Annotated in this window: 16 protein-coding genes and 1 riboswitch; of the genes, 10 read left to right on the top strand and 6 right to left on the bottom strand. The window is 72.9% G+C overall.

All coding sequences use genetic code 11. The features are described from left to right. Positions 1–6: 6 nt before the first annotated feature. From ACICHK_RS17215 to ACICHK_RS17205, 3 genes are all read right to left on the bottom strand, one after another. Positions 7–1,692 carry a hypothetical protein gene (locus ACICHK_RS17215; RefSeq protein WP_406837593.1) on the bottom strand — a complete coding sequence of 562 codons (1,686 nt, stop codon included), beginning with the start codon at positions 1,690–1,692 and terminating at the stop codon, positions 7–9. Between the two features lie 163 nt (positions 1,693–1,855). After that, positions 1,856–3,712: a hypothetical protein gene (locus ACICHK_RS17210; RefSeq protein WP_406837592.1), complete on the bottom strand. Its 1,857-nt coding sequence runs from the start codon at positions 3,710–3,712 to the stop codon at positions 1,856–1,858. A gap of 108 nt (positions 3,713–3,820) precedes the next feature. Then, the gene (locus ACICHK_RS17205) at positions 3,821–3,919 is read right to left on the bottom strand and encodes a hypothetical protein (RefSeq protein WP_406837591.1); all 99 of its coding nucleotides are present in this window, start codon (positions 3,917–3,919) and stop codon (positions 3,821–3,823) included. Here ACICHK_RS17205 and ACICHK_RS17200 point away from each other — a divergent pair. Next, positions 3,881–4,360: an ATP-binding protein gene (locus ACICHK_RS17200; RefSeq protein ID WP_406837590.1), complete on the top strand. Its 480-nt coding sequence runs from the start codon at positions 3,881–3,883 to the stop codon at positions 4,358–4,360. The two genes, ACICHK_RS17205 and ACICHK_RS17200, sit on opposite strands and share 39 nt — an antisense overlap. Positions 4,361–4,398: 38 nt before the next feature. Here ACICHK_RS17200 and ACICHK_RS17195 read toward each other — a convergent pair whose 3' ends face one another. The 3 genes from ACICHK_RS17195 to ACICHK_RS17185 all read right to left on the bottom strand — a co-directional run bounded on the left by ACICHK_RS17195 (position 4,399) and on the right by ACICHK_RS17185 (position 6,053). Next, the gene (locus tag ACICHK_RS17195; RefSeq protein WP_406837589.1) at positions 4,399–4,758 is read right to left on the bottom strand and encodes a hypothetical protein; all 360 of its coding nucleotides are present in this window, start codon (positions 4,756–4,758) and stop codon (positions 4,399–4,401) included. 88 nt (positions 4,759–4,846) lie between these two features. Then, positions 4,847–5,569, bottom strand: coding sequence for a hypothetical protein (locus tag ACICHK_RS17190; RefSeq protein WP_406837588.1), 723 nt, complete (start codon positions 5,567–5,569; stop codon positions 4,847–4,849). A 169-nt stretch (positions 5,570–5,738) separates the two neighbouring features. Beyond that, complete coding sequence (locus tag ACICHK_RS17185; RefSeq protein WP_406837587.1) at positions 5,739–6,053, bottom strand: hypothetical protein; 315 nt, start codon at positions 6,051–6,053, stop codon at positions 5,739–5,741. 196 nt (positions 6,054–6,249) lie between these two features. Between ACICHK_RS17185 and ACICHK_RS17180 the strand changes: the two genes are divergently transcribed. The 9 genes from ACICHK_RS17180 to ACICHK_RS17140 all read left to right on the top strand — a co-directional run bounded on the left by ACICHK_RS17180 (position 6,250) and on the right by ACICHK_RS17140 (position 17,912). Next, a complete protein-coding gene (locus ACICHK_RS17180; protein ID WP_406837586.1) occupies positions 6,250–8,457 on the top strand; it encodes an N-6 DNA methylase in 2,208 nt (735 codons plus the stop codon). A gap of 315 nt (positions 8,458–8,772) precedes the next feature. After that, on the top strand, positions 8,773–9,399 hold the full coding sequence (locus ACICHK_RS17175; RefSeq protein ID WP_406837585.1) for a hypothetical protein: 627 nt from the start codon (positions 8,773–8,775) through the stop codon (positions 9,397–9,399). A 38-nt stretch (positions 9,400–9,437) separates the two neighbouring features. After that, positions 9,438–10,922: a protein kinase domain-containing protein gene (locus ACICHK_RS17170; protein ID WP_406841248.1), complete on the top strand. Its 1,485-nt coding sequence runs from the start codon at positions 9,438–9,440 to the stop codon at positions 10,920–10,922. 175 nt (positions 10,923–11,097) lie between these two features. Then, positions 11,098–11,925: a glycoside hydrolase domain-containing protein gene (locus ACICHK_RS17165; protein WP_406837584.1), complete on the top strand. Its 828-nt coding sequence runs from the start codon at positions 11,098–11,100 to the stop codon at positions 11,923–11,925. 231 nt (positions 11,926–12,156) lie between these two features. Next, positions 12,157–12,816: a SurA N-terminal domain-containing protein gene (locus ACICHK_RS17160; RefSeq protein ID WP_406837583.1), complete on the top strand. Its 660-nt coding sequence runs from the start codon at positions 12,157–12,159 to the stop codon at positions 12,814–12,816. Positions 12,817–13,020: 204 nt separating this feature from the next. Beyond that, entirely contained in the window at positions 13,021–14,073 is a 1,053-nt protein-coding gene (locus ACICHK_RS17155; RefSeq protein WP_406841247.1) for a nucleoside triphosphate pyrophosphohydrolase, read from the top strand. 215 nt (positions 14,074–14,288) lie between these two features. Next, on the top strand, positions 14,289–15,560 hold the full coding sequence (locus ACICHK_RS17150; RefSeq protein ID WP_406837582.1) for a cytochrome P450: 1,272 nt from the start codon (positions 14,289–14,291) through the stop codon (positions 15,558–15,560). 315 nt (positions 15,561–15,875) lie between these two features. Next, positions 15,876–16,802, top strand: a complete 927-nt coding sequence (locus tag ACICHK_RS17145) for a transglycosylase family protein (RefSeq protein ID WP_406837581.1) — start codon at positions 15,876–15,878, stop codon at positions 16,800–16,802. Positions 16,803–16,985: 183 nt separating this feature from the next. Then, a riboswitch (cyclic di-AMP (ydaO/yuaA leader) is annotated at positions 16,986–17,179 on the top strand. 4 nt (positions 17,180–17,183) lie between these two features. Next, positions 17,184–17,912 carry a transglycosylase family protein gene (locus ACICHK_RS17140; RefSeq protein WP_151471292.1) on the top strand — a complete coding sequence of 243 codons (729 nt, stop codon included), beginning with the start codon at positions 17,184–17,186 and terminating at the stop codon, positions 17,910–17,912. Positions 17,913–17,961: the final 49 nt, after the last annotated feature.

Genomic DNA, 17,961 nt, shown 5'->3' with positions numbered 1-17,961 from the left:
AAGTGCTCAGGACTGCCGGCGCCTGCGGGCCGTGGCGAACAGGACCGTGCCGACGCCCGCGGCGAGGACGCCCGCCGTTCCGGCGATCCACGGTGCGGTGCCCGCTCCCGTGCTCGCCATGGATCCGGTCTGCCCGGAGGTGGACGACGTGTCGTGGGCACCCCCGGCGGATCCGGACCCGCCACTGGAATCGGAGCCGGAAGAGCCGCCCGTCGTTCCTCCGGAAGAGCCGTTTCCGCCGTCGGAACCACCGGTGCCGCCGGTGCCGCCCGGCGCGCCCGGTGCCTTCACGGTGATGGAGGCGGTGTCGTTCCTCGTGTTGCTGTCATGCTCGGAGTACACCTTCAGCGAGACCTTGCCGGGCTTGAGGGCGGACACCTTGTCGATGCGCAGGCCGAAGGACCACACGAGGCGCTCACCGGGGCCGACCCACCAGTCGGTGACATCGTTCGAGCAGTCGTAGCTGCGGCCCTCGGGCTTCTTGCCGTCGTCGAACGGCCGGCACCCTCTTGGTACCTTCACCGCGGTCGTGCCCGGGGGAATCGTGACCGTCGTCTCCACCGAGAGTTCTTCGATGGGTTCGCTGCCGTTCCAGGTGGGCATTCCGCCGGGACCGTTGTTGCGGTACCCGACGTCCACCGTGACCACGTCACCCGGCCGTCCCTCCGCCGAGGCGCCGAGGGCTTCGATGTCCGTCGTGTTGTCGACCTCGTAGTCCACTCCGAGATCGGTGGTCTGCGGCTTTCCCGGGGGTGCGTCGTCCGGGCGCGGTACGAGCTTCAGTTCCGGACCCTTGCCGCGGTGGACGCCGGTCATCTTCTCCCGGTCGATGAATTGGTCCTCGTCCTCCAGCCGGCCGTCCCAGTGGGCGCCGCGTGCGTCGGCGTCGATCCTGAGCGGGCCCGGGGACACGTCGAAGGAGTCGCCCGCCTCGATCGTGTTGTCGAAGTGGCAGATCGCCGACGGGAACGCCAGGTCGGTGCGCTTCCCGCTCTCGTATATGTAGACCGGCATCATGCCGTACTCGCAGTTGCTGAACTCCTGCTCGAACGACATGCGCCCGGCGGACATGAAGAAGTCGGTGCCCTTGCGCGTGTTCGGGCCGAGATAGGTGAAGCCCGCCCCGGGATGCACCTCGGCGCCGGGCTTCACCTTGCCCTTCACCTCTCCCGTCACACGGTCCTGGACGAACCCCTTGTCCTTGATGTCGACCTTCCAGACCCGTTCGGTGATCGGGGCTCCGTCGGCCTCTCCGCTGACCCGGATCTCGCCGGTGGTCCCACCCTGCACGCCCTTCAGGGCGTCCAGCTGGAAGTTGGCGAGCCGGGTCGTCGCGCCGGGTGCGGGAGCGTCGTTGCCGTGACAGACCAGGACGCCTTCGGTCCTCTTCTTGCATCCGGTGAAGGGGACGGTGACGGCCACGCCTCCGTCGAGCGAGCTGTAGTCGACGGTGAGTGTGTAGGACGTGATCTTCGTTTTGCCCGTGTTGGTCAGCGTTATGGAACCGCCCGCGTCCGGCTCGAAGTTCGTATAGGGATCGAACTCCAGGGTGTAGTCGCCGGAACCCGAGGCGACCTCCAGCCCCGCCCCGGCGGCGACCGCACGCTCGGACGGCACACCGACCGTCGCGGCGGCTAATGCCAGCACTCCGGCCGTGGCCCACGCTCCCCGTGGCACCTGGCTCACCCTCATGGAACCCCTCCCAAGACCAAGGAATACGCGCTGTGAACAGCGCGAGAACAACGACCTTCTAGACAGGGCGAGGTGTCGAAAGGTTGTGCGGGGTTCGGGCTGCGGTGGCGCGGGCCGAGGCCGCGGAGTGGTCGGCCGGTGGGGCCGGGCTCGGTGGATCCGGTCAGCCGAGCATGAGCAACATCCGTGACAGCGTGCGGAGTTCGTCGTCCGGGTGGTCCTGGCCCGAGAAGGGGGAGTCGGGGAGCAGGCGCTTGGGGGAGGAGACGTAGGAGCGGAGGGCGGGGTGGAGTTCTTCCGGGCAACGGCCCGTCGTGGCGAGGGCCTTGAGTGCGCTGACGCCGACCGGGCTGGGGCCGGCCAGCTCGGCGAGGACGGGGACCGCGCGGTCCGGGGATCCGGTGATCCAGTGGTGGGCCTCGGCGGCCGCCTTGCGCGTCCAGTCGTAGCCGGCTTCCAGCAGGGGCTCGACGAGGGGGAGCAGCGGAGCGGCGGCGCCGCCCAGCGGCTCCAGGCCGCTCAGGTACCAGTGGGTCTGGCCCTTGGACGAGAGCAGTTCCTCGTAGGTGCGAAGTGCCACGGAGGGGTCGCCGGTCAGGCGGTGGTGGGCCACGGCCGCCGTCCCCCTCAGCGAGGGGTCGCTGCTCCGCGTGGCGTCGAGCAGCAGGTCGGTGATCTCCGGTGTGCGTACGCCGTTGGCGCCGAGTCGGCGGGCGGCGACGATGGCCGCGCGACGGGTCCTCAGACAGTCGATCAGTTCGGGCCGGGCGACGGCCGCGGCGGCGCCGAACGGTTCCAGGGCCTGGACCAAGGCGATGCCGTCGTTCCCGGTGGCGCCCGCGGCCAGCTCGCGGCGGATCACGGGTATCAGCCGGTCGGAGGCCTCCGGGAAGTGCCGGGCCGCCGCTTCGAGCAGCCGCGCGGTGGGACGTTCGAGCACCAGGTCCAGGGCGCGGGGGTCGCGGGAGTTCACCAGGGCGAGGAGCGCCGGTTCGGCGGACTCGTCGGCGGCGCCCGCGTACCGGTGGAGCGTGTCCCGGAGGTCGGCGCCCGGTTCGGGCGCATGGCCGATCCAGTGGCCGATCGTGCGGAGCAGGGTGTTGGGTTTGTCCTGGTGGGGCAGGGCGGCCAGCGACAGGTCCAGGACCTCGCGCTCGCGGTCGCGCCACTTCTCGGCGATTCCCCCGGCCAGCCAGGAACCGCGTGAGCCGACGTCCCCGGCCGCGATCCAGCGGGCGGCCACGGTGAGGGCGACGTCCGGCTCCCGGGTGAGCAGGTCGGTGAGCCGCTGGTCCTGGGTGGTGGTGTCCGACCACGGGTAGTCGTCGTCCCCGGGGTCGGGCTCGGCGCCGTCCTCGGCGAAGACCTCCACGAGCTCGGGCGCGTACGGCGGACCGGACCGTTCCGCGGCGAGCTGGGCCGCGGCGAGCCTCACCTCGGACAGCGGGCTGTCCAGGGGCTCCAGCGTCCGGCCGAGCCGGTTCAGGACGATCAGCGCGTCCGCCCGTACCGCCGGGACGGGATCGTCGGCGTGGAGGGCGTCGACCCGTTCGACGACCAGGGCCCGCAACGCGTCCGGGAGCACGTCGGCCACGGCCGCGACCGTCCGCAGCGCCGCCCGGCGCACCCCGCGCCCGGGGTCCCCGAGGCACGGCAGCAGCTCCGGGAGCACCTCGCGGAGTTCGGCGCAGATCGCGGCGGTGTGACTGCCGGTCCAGTGCGGCGACTCGACGGCGGAGGGGTCGTGATCGGCGAGGACGGCGAGCAGCATCAGCAGGTCCTCGCGCTTGCCCGGCGCGTGCAGCACGGCGTGGGCGAGGAAGGGGACGGCGGGGGCCGAGGCCTGGTAGACCGTGCCCTGGTGGTGGATGTTGCCGTAGAGCTCGTAGACCGCCTCGTCGGCCGTTTCCTCGTCGTCCTCGTAGAGCGCCCTGATCAGCTCCGGTACGTCCTCGGCGGGGCCGTAGGCGTGGGTCAGGTCGGACCACCGGACGTCGTCCAGTTCGGCCGGAGATCTCATGCGCGCGCTCCTCGACTGATCAGCTGCGCCGACCGTATCGACCGCCTCTGACAACGGCGGGGCGGGCTGTGGACTTCTGCCGGTGCAGTTCGTGCATCGAAGGCTCCTTCAGGCGTCTCCGGCGAGTCGGGTGATGAAGTCGCGGGACTCGGCCTGGGGGAGCGCGACGTGCAGCATACGGTCCAGGATGAGGTGCTGACGTTCCAACTGGGCCGGTGCGTCGATGAGTTCGGAGCCGTGGTCGGTGTCCAGCCGAACGGTGTCGAACTGATGGACCGGGCCGGACACGGGATGGCCGGGGTCGCCGAAACGGCCGAGCTGCCGGCCTCGGAGCTCGTCACGAACGCCTACCGGCACTCCGGCGGAGCCGCCACGCTCCGGCTCCGGGTGCTCGACGGGGGCCGGCTGCGGATCAGTGTCCGGGACGCCGACCCGTACGTCCCGCCCCCGTTCGACGGGCGGCGCCGGGCGCCACGGCCCGTGCCGGCCGAGGCGGACGGCGGGCGCGGGCTCTTCCTCGTGTGCCATTGCGCGGACGCGTGGGGCGGTCATCCGCTCGGCGACGATCTGTTCGGCACGGGCGGGAAGGTGCTGTGGTGCGAGGCGGGGCCGTCGCCCACGGCGGCCCCGGTGCACGTCGGCGCGTGACCGGCGGGCCCCGGATTCCGAGGCCTCGCCGGGCGGTGTCAGCGCAGGTACGGATTGCCGGGCGTCTGGGCCGCCCAGGGGCCGCCCGCGCCGACCATGGCGTTCCGCGGGGTGGGCTTGTCGAACAGCGGGCCCAGCAGCAGCCACACGGCCAGGGCCAGGCAGGAGATGGCGATCAGGCCCAGGGCCGTGTTCCCCTTGTCCGCCGGGAGGTCCGCCAACGCCAGCGACCCCACCTCGTACAGCGCGAACGCGGCGAAGGCGCCCCAGTCGGATCCCCGCCCCCGGCGGATCGCCACGTACAGGAAAGGCACCCATACCAGCAGGCCGACCGAACCGACCGCCAGAACCGACCACGCCAGCCGCTGGAACCAGCCGGCTTCCAAGCGCTTGTGCATCACGCCCCCGAATACCGCATCGAACCCCCGGGACGATTCCCGGGCTCCCGAGAAATCGCCCGGGGGCGCCATACTCCCATCCAGCAGGTCACGCGTGCTCGTGTTCGGCTTTCAGGGAGGTCACGATCCGGGCGGTCAGCTTCTTCGCCGTGGCCGCGCCGTTGTCGTGTCCGTCCGTGGACATCACCGTGACGACGTCCGTCCCGGACTGCGCGGCGATCAGGGTCGATCCGTTCTCCCAGGCGCTGTTGGTCAGGGTGATCGTGTAGGCCGCGTCGCCGAGACCGGTGGTGTCGGCCCCGGTGACCTTCACCTTGGTGTGCGTGTCCGCGTCGGTGTAGGTCGCGCAGGAGGAGACGGCCTTCTTCAGGTCCGCCATCACCTTCGCCGCGGTCGTGCCGCGGAAGGTGTCGATCTCCTGGGCGATGTCCTCGGACGTGTTCTTGTTGACGTAGTCGTTCTGGGCGAAGGAGACGCCCGAGGCGCCGGTGATCGCTATCCAGCTCGTACCGCCGAGCAGCTTGCAGTCGGGCTTCGCCGCGGGCGCGGAGCTCGGCGCGGTGTAGGTGGTGCCGGTGTCCCGCGCGCCGCTCGGGTCCACCGCGAAACCGGCGGCGAAGAAGGAGGCGGGCGCCAGTGCCTTCTTGAGCTGCGCGCCCGTCAGCAGGCCGGCGTTGGGGTCCTTGGACGGCTTCTTCGCCGTGGCGGACGCGTCCGAGGTGCCGCCGTCCGAGGAGGAGCAGGCGGCGAGGGCGAGCGGGAGCACGGCGGCGGCGAGCAGCGTCTTGGCCGCGCGGGAGAGGTGACGCATCGGGATCTGTCCTTCGGAGAAGAGGCCGGAACGGGCGAGTGGCCGTCCGGGCGGTGCTTTCGGTTGCGGGACCTTGGACGCGCGGGGCGCGCACGGTCGGTGTGGTGCGATGTCCTGAGGTGCTCGCGCCGCCGGTGCGGCGCCGGCGGGCCGGGCGTACGGCGGCGGGTCAGCCGGTCTTCTTCCAGTCCCCGCAGCCGGACGTCCTGAAGTAGGCGTCCTCGCCGCCGATCGTGACGACGGCCGTGCCGGTGACGTCGCCTTCCGCGATGAGCGAGGCCGGGCCGTGACCGGAGTCCTTGGAGCGTTCCCAGTGGCAGGAGCCGCCGGTGTTGCCGGTGGTGCGGTAGGTGCCGGGTGCGACGTCCGGGCCGACCCGGAAGTCGCCGTTCCCCGCGAACGCGGCCTTTTCCTCGGCGTTCGCCGAGACGACGCCGATGACGACGAGGCCCACGGTGGCACTCAGCGCGGCCCTGCCCTTCATGCCCACGGCTGTTCCCTCCCCGGCGGACGCCTCGATGACGGCCGCTCGTTCGCTGGGTCAATAAGACCAGAGGCTGTGAATCGAGTCAACACGGTTCACGCGATATCTTGTGCGCGTGGCGTGAACGGGCGGATCTTGCCCGCGTCGGTATGCTCGGCGTCACACAGGGGCGAGTCGGGCGAGAGGGGCGAGGCGAGTGCAGGACAACGCGACCGAGGTGACCGCCGCCGGAATCGCGCGGCTGGCCGGCGTCGGCCGCGCGGCCGTGAGCAACTGGCGCCGTCGGCACGCCGACTTCCCCAAGCCCGTCGGCGGCACGGAGACCAGCCCGTCGTTCGCCCGCGCCGAGGTCGAGGCCTGGCTGCGCGACCAGGGGAAACTTGCCGAAGTGCCCCTGCGGGAACGCGTCTGGCAGCAGCTCGTCGGCCACCCCGGGGGCCCGGCCACCGCACTCACCCACGCCGGCTACGTGCTGCTGCTCCTCCATGACCGGCCGACGGCCTGGCTCGAGGCGAGCGCCGGCTCCGACGAGCGCCTCGCCGCGCTGCTGCCGACCGCGCTGGAGCAGACGGTCACCCCGCGGCTCGGCCCGGTGCGGGGCGAGCGGGGTGTTCACGCCGGGGCGGACACGGCGTACTCGGCGGCTGTGAACCGACCGGTTGCTGTGAACGGACCGGCGACTGTGAACACCCCGGAAGGCGGTCCAGGGGGACCGCCGGCCCCGCACACCCCTGCCGGCCTCACGGCTCCGGCGGCTCCCGCGGTCCCCGCACCCGCCATCGCGGTGCACCTCCCCACCGGCCCCCAGCTGCTCCCCTCCGTCCCTCTCCTGCGCGGCGTGGCCGAGCTCGCCGCCGAGCTGGGCGCCCGCCAGGCCTTCGAGTTCCTGCTCGGACGGCACCTCGACGCCAACCCGCGCCAGTACACGCCCACCCCCACCGAACTCGCCCGCCTCATGGCCGACCTCGCCGGCCCCGCCCGCACCGTCCTCGACCCGGCCTGCGGCACCGGCGCCCTGCTGCTCGCCCTCGACGCCCGCCCCGGTCAAGAGCTCCACGCCCAGGACGGCGCCCCCGAACTCGCGGCGCTCACCGCGCTCCGGCTCGCCCTGCACGGCCCAGCCACCGTGCGCGCGGCCGTCGGCGACTCCCTGCGCGCCGACGCCTTCCCGCGGCTGCGCGCCGACACCGTCCTGTGCCACCCCCCGTTCAACGAACGCAACTGGGGCCATGACGAACTGGCCTACGACCCCCGCTGGGAGTACGGCTTCCCGGCCCGTGCCGAGTCCGAGCTGGCCTGGGTGCAGCACGCGCTGGCCCGGCTGCGGGACGGCGGCACCGCCGTCCTGCTCATGCCGCCCGCGACGGCCTCCCGCCGTTCCGGCCGCCGCATCCGCGCCGACCTGCTGCGCCGCGGCGCCCTGCGGGCCGTCGTCGCGCTTCCGGTCGGCGCGGCGGCCCCGTACAACATCCCCCTGCACCTGTGGGTGCTGCGCCGGCCCGAGAAGGCGCCCGGCCGGCCCGAGGTGCTGCTCGCCGACACCGGGCAGTTCGCCGGCGAAGGGCGCGGCGGTCCCGACTGGGGGGCCGTCAGGGACGTCGTGCTCGACGCCTGGCGCGCCCACGACCGGGACGGAACCCTCCGGGAGCGGCCCGGCCTGGCGCGTTCCGTGCCCGTCATCGAACTCCTCGACGACGACGTCGACCTCGCCCCGGCCCGCCACCTCCCGCCCCCGGCGGCGGCCGACGGCGCCGAGCAGCTCGCGGCCGTGCGCGAGTGCCTCGACGAGACGCTGCGCCTGGTCACCGGCCTCACCCCTCCTCCCGCCACGACGGCGGGGCCCGCCCGCTGGCCGCTCACCACCGTCGGCGAACTCGCCCGCGGGAGCGCCCTGGTGATGCGCACGGGCGGGAACGGCGGCCCCACGCGCGTGCCCGTCCTCACCGACCACGACGTGCTCGCCGGCACCGGCCCCACCGGGACCCTGCCCGAGAGCGACGAGGAAGCCGTGCCGACGCGGGCGGGCGACGTGGTCGTGCCGGTGCTCGGCGGCGGCTCGGTGGTCCGGGTGGTCGACGCCGCGACGGCGGGCGCCGTCCTGGGGCGCAACCTCGTGCTCCTGCGGCCCGATCCCGCGGCGCTCGACCCGTGGTTCCTCGCCGGGTTCCTGCGGGGCACCGCCAACAACCGCCAGGCCAGCAGCTACGCGTCCACCGCCACCCGCCTCGACGTGCGCCGGCTGCAACTGCCCCGGCTCCCGCTGGACGAACAGCGCCGCTACGGCGCCCGGTTCCGCGCGCTCGACGAGTTCGAGCGGGCGCTCAGGCACGCGGGCAGGCTGGGGGACCAGCTCGTACGCGGCATGTACGACGGGCTGACGGACGGGACGGTGCCCCCGGGCTGAGACCCCGCGGAGGCCCCGGGCTGAGACCCCGCGGAGGCCCCGGGCTGAGACCCCGCGGAGGCCCCGGGCTGAGACCCCGCGGAGGCCCCGGGCCGATACCCCGCGGAGACCCTGGGCCGATACCCCGCGGAGACCCTGGGCCGATACCCCGCGCGCCCCACCCGTCGCCCCGGGCCGCGGGGGCCCGCCCGCCGAGGCCGCCCGCGGCGTCGTCCGAGGTGATCGGCACGAACAACGGCTCCGGACGACCGGGACCGGTCGTCCGTGTCGGCCTATACCCTCGAACTCCTATCGAACCCAGGTCCGGGAGCAGCCATGTACGGCCACGGCGGGACGCCACCCATCCGCGGCGCGGTGACCGTCATCGCGTTGCGGGTGCTGTACGCCTCCCCCGCGATCCTGTCGTGGGGTCTGTTCGCCTGTGTCCCGTTGTTCCGGGTGGCGGTCCAGCGCGGGCGGTGGTTCGACTGGGTGGCGGCCTGGGCGTCGCTGCCGGTGTCCTTCGGCGCGCTCGTGGTCGTCGGCACGGTGCCGGAGAGCGACAGCAGGGGCGATGTCGCGCTGACCGTGGCGCTGCTCCTCGGCGTCGGCAGCGCCGCGTACTACCTGATCGCCGACATCCGTCTCCGCAACGCGTGGCGGCGGTCCATGGCGTACGCGCCGCTCCACACGCAGACCGCCCGTGAGCCCTACGGCTTTCCGCGGTCCGCGCCGCCCGCCCCGCCCTACCCGGGTGTCCTCATGTCGCAGCCGCAGCCGCAGCCGCAGCCGCAGCCTTTCGCACCGTGGGCGTACCCGCCGGAGGCGCCGGCGCCCCAGCCCCCGCCGCAGCGGGTCGCGCCCGCCCGTATCGACCAGGTGCGCGCCGAGCTCGACGAGCTCAGCGACTACCTGCGCAAGCACGGGGACCGGAGCGACGGCGACCACGGGGGCGGACGGTGACCGGGGAAGCGGGGCACGTCGTCGCCGGGCGGTACGAACTGGCCACGCTCATCGGGCAGGGAGGCATGGGCCAGGTCTGGACGGCCTACGACCAGCGGCTCGACCGGCGGGTCGCGGTGAAGCTGCTGCGCCCCGACAAGGTGGCCGGCCAGGAGGCCGACGAACTGCGCCGGCGCTTCGCGCGCGAGTGCCGGGTGACCGCCCAGGTCGACCACCCCGGCCTGGTCACCGTGCACGACGCGGGCAGCGAGGGCGAGGAGCTGTTCCTCGTCATGCAGTACGTCGACGGCGCCGACCTCTCCGACCACCTCGCCGAGCACGACCCCTACCCGTGGCAGTGGGCGGTCGCGGTCGCCGCGCAACTGTGCGCCGTGCTGAGCGCCGTGCACTCCGTGCCGATCGTCCACCGCGACCTCAAGCCGCGCAACGTGATGGTGAGGCAGGACGGCACGGTGACCGTCCTCGACCTCGGCGTCGCCTCCGTCATGGGCGCCGACACGACCCGCCTCACGCACACCGGCTCCCCCATCGGCTCGCCCGCCTACATGGCGCCCGAGCAGGCGATGGGCGGCGCGGTGGGCCCGTACACCGACCTGTACGCGCTCGGTGTGCTGGTGCACGAACTGCTCAGCGGCGACGTGCCGTTCAAGGGCTCGACGGCGCTCGGCGTGCTGCACCGGCACCTGTACGAGCCGCCGCTGCCCGTGCGCCGGCTGCGGCCCGAGATACCGGAGGCGCTGGAGGACCTGGTCCTGCGGCTGCTCGCGAAGGACCCGCAGCACCGGCCCGCCTCGGCGCAGGAGGTGTACGAGCACCTCGTGCCGCTCCTGCCCGCGCGCGGAACACCCACCGGGGCGCCGCTCGATCCCACGCGCCCTTTCCTGCGCCCGCACGCCCCCTGGCCGGACCGCGCGCGCATGCCCGCGCCCCGGTCCGCCCCCGTGGCGCGGGCCGCGGAGAAGACCGATGTCGCCGACGCCGTCGACGAGGTGAAGCGCCTTCTGGGCGAGGGGCGCATCACCCAGGCCGTCGACGTCCTCGGCGCGATCCTGCCCGTCGCCGCACGGCAGCACGGCGAGCACTCCCCGGTCGTGCGCACCCTGCGCAAGCAGTACGCGGCCACGCTCATGGACGACGGCCAGTACCGGCGCGCGCTGCCCGAACTGCGCCGCCTCGCCGAGGAGCGCGCCGCCGAAGCCGGTCCGGCCGACCCCCAGTCCCTGCGCCACCGCTACGAATCCGCCCAGTGCCTGGAGCAGTTGGGCGATCCGACGGCGGCGCTCGCCGAGTACCGGGCGCTGCTGCCGTACTACGAGAACCAGTACGGGGCCGACGACCCGGAAACCGCCTTCGACGTCCGCCGCCGCATCGGCCACCTGCTGCTGGCGCTCGGCGACCGCGCCGCCGCCCACGACGCACTGGCCCGGCTGCTGTACGACGTGGAGCGGCTGCACGGCCCCGGACACCCGCTCGCGGCCGAGGTCCGGAGCGCCCTGCAATGGCTGGGGCAGGTGCGTGGCTAGTTTTTGCCGTGTCCTGAGAGGAACTTGTGACTCTCCTGGGGCTTCCTTTCCCGAACGGGCATGCGCGGCCGGTTAGGTTGCGCTCTGTTCCACGCCGTGCGCGCCTCGCTCCGCGCGGCGTGCGTCTCGTCGCACAACCGGCCGGTACCACCGGCACGACCAGGGGTGGATCCGCATGTCCGAGCACCGTCAGTCGAGGAAGCGCCGGTACATCACGTGGGGGGTGGCCGGTGCCGCCGTCGTCGCCGGCGCCGGGATCGCGGCCCAGGCGTCGATGGCGACGACCACGTGGCCGGCCCAGAAGACCTTCACCGGCCGTGCCTTCGACACCTGCACGGCGCCCTCGTTGGCCGCCATGAAAGCCTGGAACACCGGCTTCTACGGCGCCGCCGCCGTCTACATCGGCGGCAAGAACCGCGGGTGCGCCCAGCCCAACCTGACCGCGTCCTGGGTGAAGTCGGTCAGCGCGCTGGGCTGGAAGCTCATCCCGCTGTACGTCGGCGCCCAGCCGTCCTGCCAGACCGGCAGCAGCCCCGAGAAGCTCACCCCCTCGACCGCCGCGTCCATGGGCGCGGCCGACGGCGCGGACGCGGTCGCCAAGGCCGCCGCCCTCGGGATGAAGGCCGGCAGCCCGGTCTACCTCGACATGGAGTCGTACGACCTCACGGACAAGGCCTGCAACGACGCCGTGCTCACGTACGTGCGCGCCTTCGACAAGGCCCTGCACGCCAAGACGTACCGCACCGGGTACTACGGCTTCACCAGCTCCAGCGCCAAGGCCGTCGCCACCGCGACCGACAAGACGGACCTGCCGGGCAACCTCTGGTACGCGCTGTGGGACAAGACGAACACCACGACCACCGACTGGCCCTTCGGCGCCACCCAGTACCCCGGCCACAGCCGCGCCCACCAGTACATGGTCAACAGCAAGGAGACCCGCGGCGCCTACACGATCACCGTGGACCGCGACGCCTGGGACGCGCCGGTCGCCATCACCGGCTGACGCGCGGACGGTCGCGGGACGGAGCGGGACGGCCGCGGCCGGGCGGCCACCCGGCCGCGGTCACCCGTACGGGCGGGACCGTGGCCGTTCCGCGAGGCGGGGGCGTGTCCGGCGGTGCCCGAAGTCGTCGTGAATCGTTGGTCGAATGGCTGGCCGAGAGGCGGGCCACTGCCTACCATCGATCACCGCAAGACTTTGTGCACCGCCGCACAATCTCCTCGGGAGGCTTCCTTGCACCGCCGTCGTCGCACCGCGCTCGTCCTCTCCGCCGCGATCGCCGCCGCGGCCCCCCTGCTCACCGGCTGCGGCGGTGACGCCCATCCGGGCGCGGCGGCCGTCGTCGGCGACAGCCGGATCACCGTCGCGGAGCTCCAGGGCCGGGTCGACGAGGTGCGCTCGGCGCAGCGGGCCGCCAGCAAGGACGACGCCCAGTACGCGCAGGTGGTCGCGAGCACCGGCACCCTCACCCGGGACACGCTGCACGGACTGGTCCTGGACCGGGTCCTGGACCGGGCGGCGAAGAACGCCGGGGTGACCGTCACCCGCAAGGACACCCAGCAGATGCGCTCGGCCCTCGAACAGCAGGCGGGCGGCCCGAAGGCGCTGGAGACGGCCTGGCTGTCGAACTACGGCGTGGCGCCCAGGCGTCTCGACGACAGCCTGCGCACCGAGATCGAGGCCCGCAAGCTCGCCTCCGCCCTCGGTGTCGACATGAACACCACCGACGGCAAGGCCGCCTTCTGGAAGGCGATGTCCGCCGCGTCCAAGGAGCTGCACGTCGACCTGAACCCGCGTTACGGCACCTGGGACGTCCAGAAGAGCAGCCGCGTCGACGCGAGGACGCCGTGGGTGCGCGAGGTGTCCGCTCCGGCGAGCCCGCAGCCCGCGTGATCCCGTGCGGCCCGCGTGACCTCGCGCAGCCCGCGTGATCCCGTGCGGCCCGCGTGACCGGTCCCGCGGGCCGGCGGACCGGCCGTGTCCCCGGGCCCTGTGGACAACTCCGGGGGTGCCTGCGGTGTGGGTTACGTTCGAGGGGTGAACGCAACCAGTGAACCGACCGGGACCGCCCAGGGCGGCGAGGGGACCGCGGCCGGCATGACCGCCGACGGCGCGGGCGCCGCCGACCCCGGCCGTATCGTCCTGCTCACCACCAGCCACCGTGTCGCGCCCGGCCTGCTGTCCTGGCCGGCCTGGCAGGCGCTGCGCGGTGCCGACCGGGTGCTGTGCTCGGACGGCGCGCACCCGCAGGTGCCGTATCTGCGCGAGGCGGGCATCGAGGTCGACGAGGAGGCCCCGACCGCGCGGGAGCTGGTCGACGCGTGCGCGGGCGGCCGCTCGGTGGTCGTCGTCGCCACCGGTGAGGGCGAACCCCGGCTCACCGACGGTCTGGCCCGCCTGGCGGGTTCCGGTCGCACCCGGATGCCGGACCTGGAGCTGCTGCCCGCCTCGTACGACCTGCCGGGCGCCCGCCTGCTCGACCTCGTCCAGGTGATGGACCGCATCCGCGCCGAGTGCCCCTGGTCGTCCCGGCAGACGCACGAGGGACTGGCGAAGTACGGCCTGGAGGAGGCGTACGAACTCGTCGAGGCCATCGAGGAGGGCGACCGGGACGAGCTGCGGGAGGAACTCGGTGACGTCCTGCTCCAGGTCGTGTTCCACTCCCGGATCGCCGAGGACGACACGGAGGCCCCGTTCTCGATCGACGACGTGGCCGGCGGGATCGTCGCCAAGCTGATCCGCCGGCACCCTCATGTGTTCGGCGACGAGACGGCCACGACGCCCGAGGAGGTCCGGGAGCACTGGCTGCGCACCAAGGCCGAGGAGAAGCGGCGTTCCTCCGTCACCCAGGGCATACCGCTCGGCCAGCCGGGCCTCGCGCTGTCGGCCAAGCTGTCGTCCCGGGCGCGTACGGCGGGACTCGACGTCCCGCTGCCCGCCGGGGCGGGCGTGGGGTACGAACTGCTGGCGCTGGCCGTCCGGGCCGAGGCCGAGGGCGTCGACCCCGAGGCGGCGCTGCGGGCGGCGGCACGGACGTACCGTGACGCGATCCGCGGGGCGGAGGGCCTCGGGGAACCCGGCAAGGACGGCGACGGCCACGAGGACGACGATCACCACGGCCACGAGGACGACGGCGAGCACGACGGCTAGGACCAGGACGACGGCGTGCCCGGTGGCCGGGACGGGGGCGAGGGCCAGGGCGGTGGCGGGCCCGGGGCCGGGGCGGCGGTGTGCCGGGCGGTCCGGGGCGGAGGGGCGCCGCCTCCCGCGGTCGGCGGTGCCTTCCGTGGACGCCGTGGTCCGCGGGGTGCCCACCGGCGCCCCGCGGCCAAGAGGCCGCCGCTCCCTGCGGATACCGTCGGGGAGTGACCGAGCACGAAGCTTCCGCAAGCGCCGCCCCCGAACTCTTCACCTGGGAGTTCGCCACCGACCCCTACCCGGCCTACGCCTGGCTCAGGGAGCACGCGCCCGTGCACCGCACCCGGCTGCCCAGCGGGGTGGAGGCCTGGCTCGTCACGCGGTACGCCGACGCCAAACAGACGCTCGCCGACCAGCGGCTGTCCAAGAACCCCGCGCACCACGACGAGCCCGCGCACGCCAAGGGCCGGACCGGGATCCCCGGGGAGCGCAAGGCCGAGCTGATGACGCACCTGCTGAACATCGACCCGCCGGACCACACCCGGCTGCGGCGGCTCGTCAGCAAGGCGTTCACGCCCCGGCGCGTGGCCGAGTTCGCCCCCCGGGTGCAGGAGCTGACGGACCAGCTCATCGCCGGGTTCGCGGCCAGGGGTTCCGCGGACCTCATCCACGAGTTCGCCTTCCCGCTCCCCATCTACGCCATCTGCGACCTGCTCGGCGTCCCGCGCGAGGACCAGGACGACTTCCGGGACTGGGCGGGAATGATGATCCGGCACGGCGGCGGGCCCAGGGGCGGGGTCGCCCGGTCCGTGAAGAAGATGCGCGGGTACCTCGCCGAACTCATCCACCGCAAGCGCGAGGCGCTGACCGCGGAGCCCGAGCCCGGCGAGGACCTCATCTCCGGTCTCATCCGCGCCTCCGACCACGGCGAGCACCTCACCGAGAACGAGGCCGCCGCCATGGCCTTCATCCTGCTCTTCGCCGGGTTCGAGACCACGGTCAACCTCATCGGGAACGGGATGCACGCCCTCCTGACCCACCCCGGGCAGCGGGCGCGCCTGCAGGCCTCCCTCGCGGCCGGGGAGAGCGGGCTGCTGGAGACGGGCGTCGAGGAACTCCTGCGCTACGACGGGCCCGTGGAACTGGCCACCTGGCGGTTCGCGACCGAGGACGTGCGGATCGGCGGGCAGGACATCGCGGCCGGCGACCCCGTGCTCGTGGTCCTCGCCGCCGCGGACCGCGACCCCGAACGCTTCCAGGATCCGGACACGCTCGATCTCTCCCGACGTGACCTTCAGCACTTGGGCTACGGCCACGGCATCCACTACTGCCTGGGCGCGCCGCTCGCCCGGCTGGAGGGGCAGACCGCGCTCGGCACGCTCCTCGAGCGACTTCCCGACATCCAACTCGCCGGGGAATCGGCCGATTTGCGCTGGCGCGGAGGGCTCATTATGCGTGGATTGCGCACGCTTCCGGTGGAGTTCACCCCGGTCAAATAGGCCTTGATCGGTTCATCGGCGACCCTTCGGTGTCCCCGCCGAACGAGCCCTTCCGCATACCGGAAAGAGCGCTCCTACCGCTACCGGAACATGACGCTCCATCAAGTCTGTGATCTTCGCGTGATCTGTACTGCATCGACTTGTAACCAGCGTTCGACTGCGACTACCTTCACCCATCAACGCGGCGCCTGCGCTTCTCGCTTGGCGGGAGCCGCGTTGCTCCCCCGCTGTCGCTCGAAAGGCTCTCGCATGCTCTCCGGGAACGGCCGTCACCGTCGCCCTCGTCAGGCCCCGGCACTCATCGTCGCCGCAGGGGTGACCGGATCGGCGATCGCCATCCCGTTGCTCGCCGCGGCGAGCGCGAGCGCGGCCGACGGGAACACCTGGGACAAGGTGGCGCAGTGCGAGAGCGGTGGCGCGTGGAGCTCCAACCAGGGCAACGGCTACTACGGCGGCCTCCAGCTCGACCAGGCCAACTGGGAGGCGCACGGCGGCCTCGAGTACGCCCCGACGGCCGACCAGGCCAGCCGCTCGCAGCAGATAGCCGTCGCCGAGAAGGTGCTCGCCGACTCGGGTCTCGCGGCCTGGCCCACCTGTGGGCCGCTCTCCGGGCTCGGCAAGGGCTCGGGCGAGGTCAGCGTCGACACGGGCGTGGCCGGCGACTCGTCGAACACCGGGGGCGAGTCCGGCTCGTACGTTTCGTCCGGCCTGGCCACTTCGCCCAGTTCGTCCCCTTCGGCGGGTTCCTCCGCTTCCGCCGGTTCGGATGACTCCTCGGACGCGGCCGACGGCACCGCGAAGCCCAGCGCCTCGCAGAGCTCCGACGACTCGGACGCGAAGGCCGGCAAGAGCGGCAAGAACGGCAAGAACGGCAAGAACGGCAAGAGCGACGAATCGGCCAACTCCGGACGGAAGGAAGCCTCTTCGGACGCCTCCGCCACGCCGGGCGCCGGCACCGGGCGGCACCGCGGCGCGGACGCCGCGGAGAGCGCGGCCGACAGCCGTGCCGAGGCCTCCGCCGGGCGGCACGCCGCGAGCACTCCGGGCCTCCCGAGCGGTGCCGTCGGCAACTCGTACATCGCGGAGGTCGTGGACAGCCTCTGGAGCGATTCCGCCTCTTCCGACTCCGGGGACGAGGGTGGCGAGCTGCTCACCGTGGACAAGGTGGCGGCCGACAGCGGTCCCGGCCTCGTCGTCCCTGGTCGGAGCATTGCCGCCGACGCCGAAACGGCCCAGAACTAGCGGGAGTTCGCGTCATAGTTCGCTGTGGAATGTCCTATTTGGCGCAAGTGAGACATGAGTCTCAGAAGCCCTGATCGTCTTTGAATTTCCCTCGGTTCACTGCTTACGGTCGTGACCGCTCGCCACAGCGGGCCCCGACGGTCGCAACGCCGAATCCTGCCGACGGCCGTACGGGAACAGTCGTCGCGTCATGCGCCGTGGGCAGGAGCGGGGGACCCAAGGTAAGCGCCGGGACCGGGAGTTGAGAGACGCCCGGGAACGGCTTGGGGTGAAGCCGCGTGCCGGACGTCCTGGAGACGGGACCGAAGGCGTGCGGCCGGGCAACTCAACCGGCCCGAACCCGACAGCTCACCTCGCAGGCGTCGGTGAGGGGATCACTCCATGCTGTTTTCCGGCAAGGGCAAGCACCGTCGTCCCAACAAGGCCACCCGTGTCGCCGCGATCGCCGGCGTCACCGGCGCCGCCATCGCCGCCCCGCTGATGGCGGCCGGCAGCGCCTCCGCCGCCACCGCCTCCGAGTGGGACGCCGTCGCCCAGTGCGAGTCCGGCGGCAACTGGTCGATCAACACCGGCAACGGTTACTACGGCGGCCTGCAGTTCTCGTCCTCCACCTGGGCCGCGTACGGCGGCACCGCCTACGCCGCGACCGCCGACCAGGCCTCGAAGTCGCAGCAGATCGCCATCGGCGAGAAGGTCCTCGCCGCGCAGGGCAAGGGCGCCTGGCCGACCTGCGGTGTCGGCCTGTCGAGCACCCCGTACGGCGGCGGCTCGGCCCCGGCGGCCCCGTCCACCCCCTCCTCCTCGTCGTCGAGCGGCTCGCAGAGCGCTCCCGCCACCCGTGCGACGGAACAGCCCTCCACCCGTACGGCGGAGCAGCACGCCGCCCGTTCCGCGGAGCGCCCCGCCGTCCAGAAGACCGTCACCACCCCGACCGGCAAGAAGGTCAAGAAGGGCGACGGCGAGTACAAGGTCGTCAAGGGTGACACCCTCAGCTCGATCGCCGAGAAGAAGCACGTCAAGGGCGGCTGGCAGAAGCTGTTCAAGCTGAACAAGGACATCGTCGCCGACGCCGACTTCATCTACCCGGGCCAGCAGCTGCACCTGCGCTGAACGGTGCGGCAGGCGGGCTGACGTGGCCGTCCTCGGCGGAGGACGGCCC

Source organism: Streptomyces sp. AHU1, assembly GCF_045343905.1.
GTDB lineage: Bacteria > Actinomycetota > Actinomycetes > Streptomycetales > Streptomycetaceae > Streptomyces > Streptomyces triticiradicis.
This window is presented reverse-complemented; position numbering and strand designations above follow the sequence as displayed.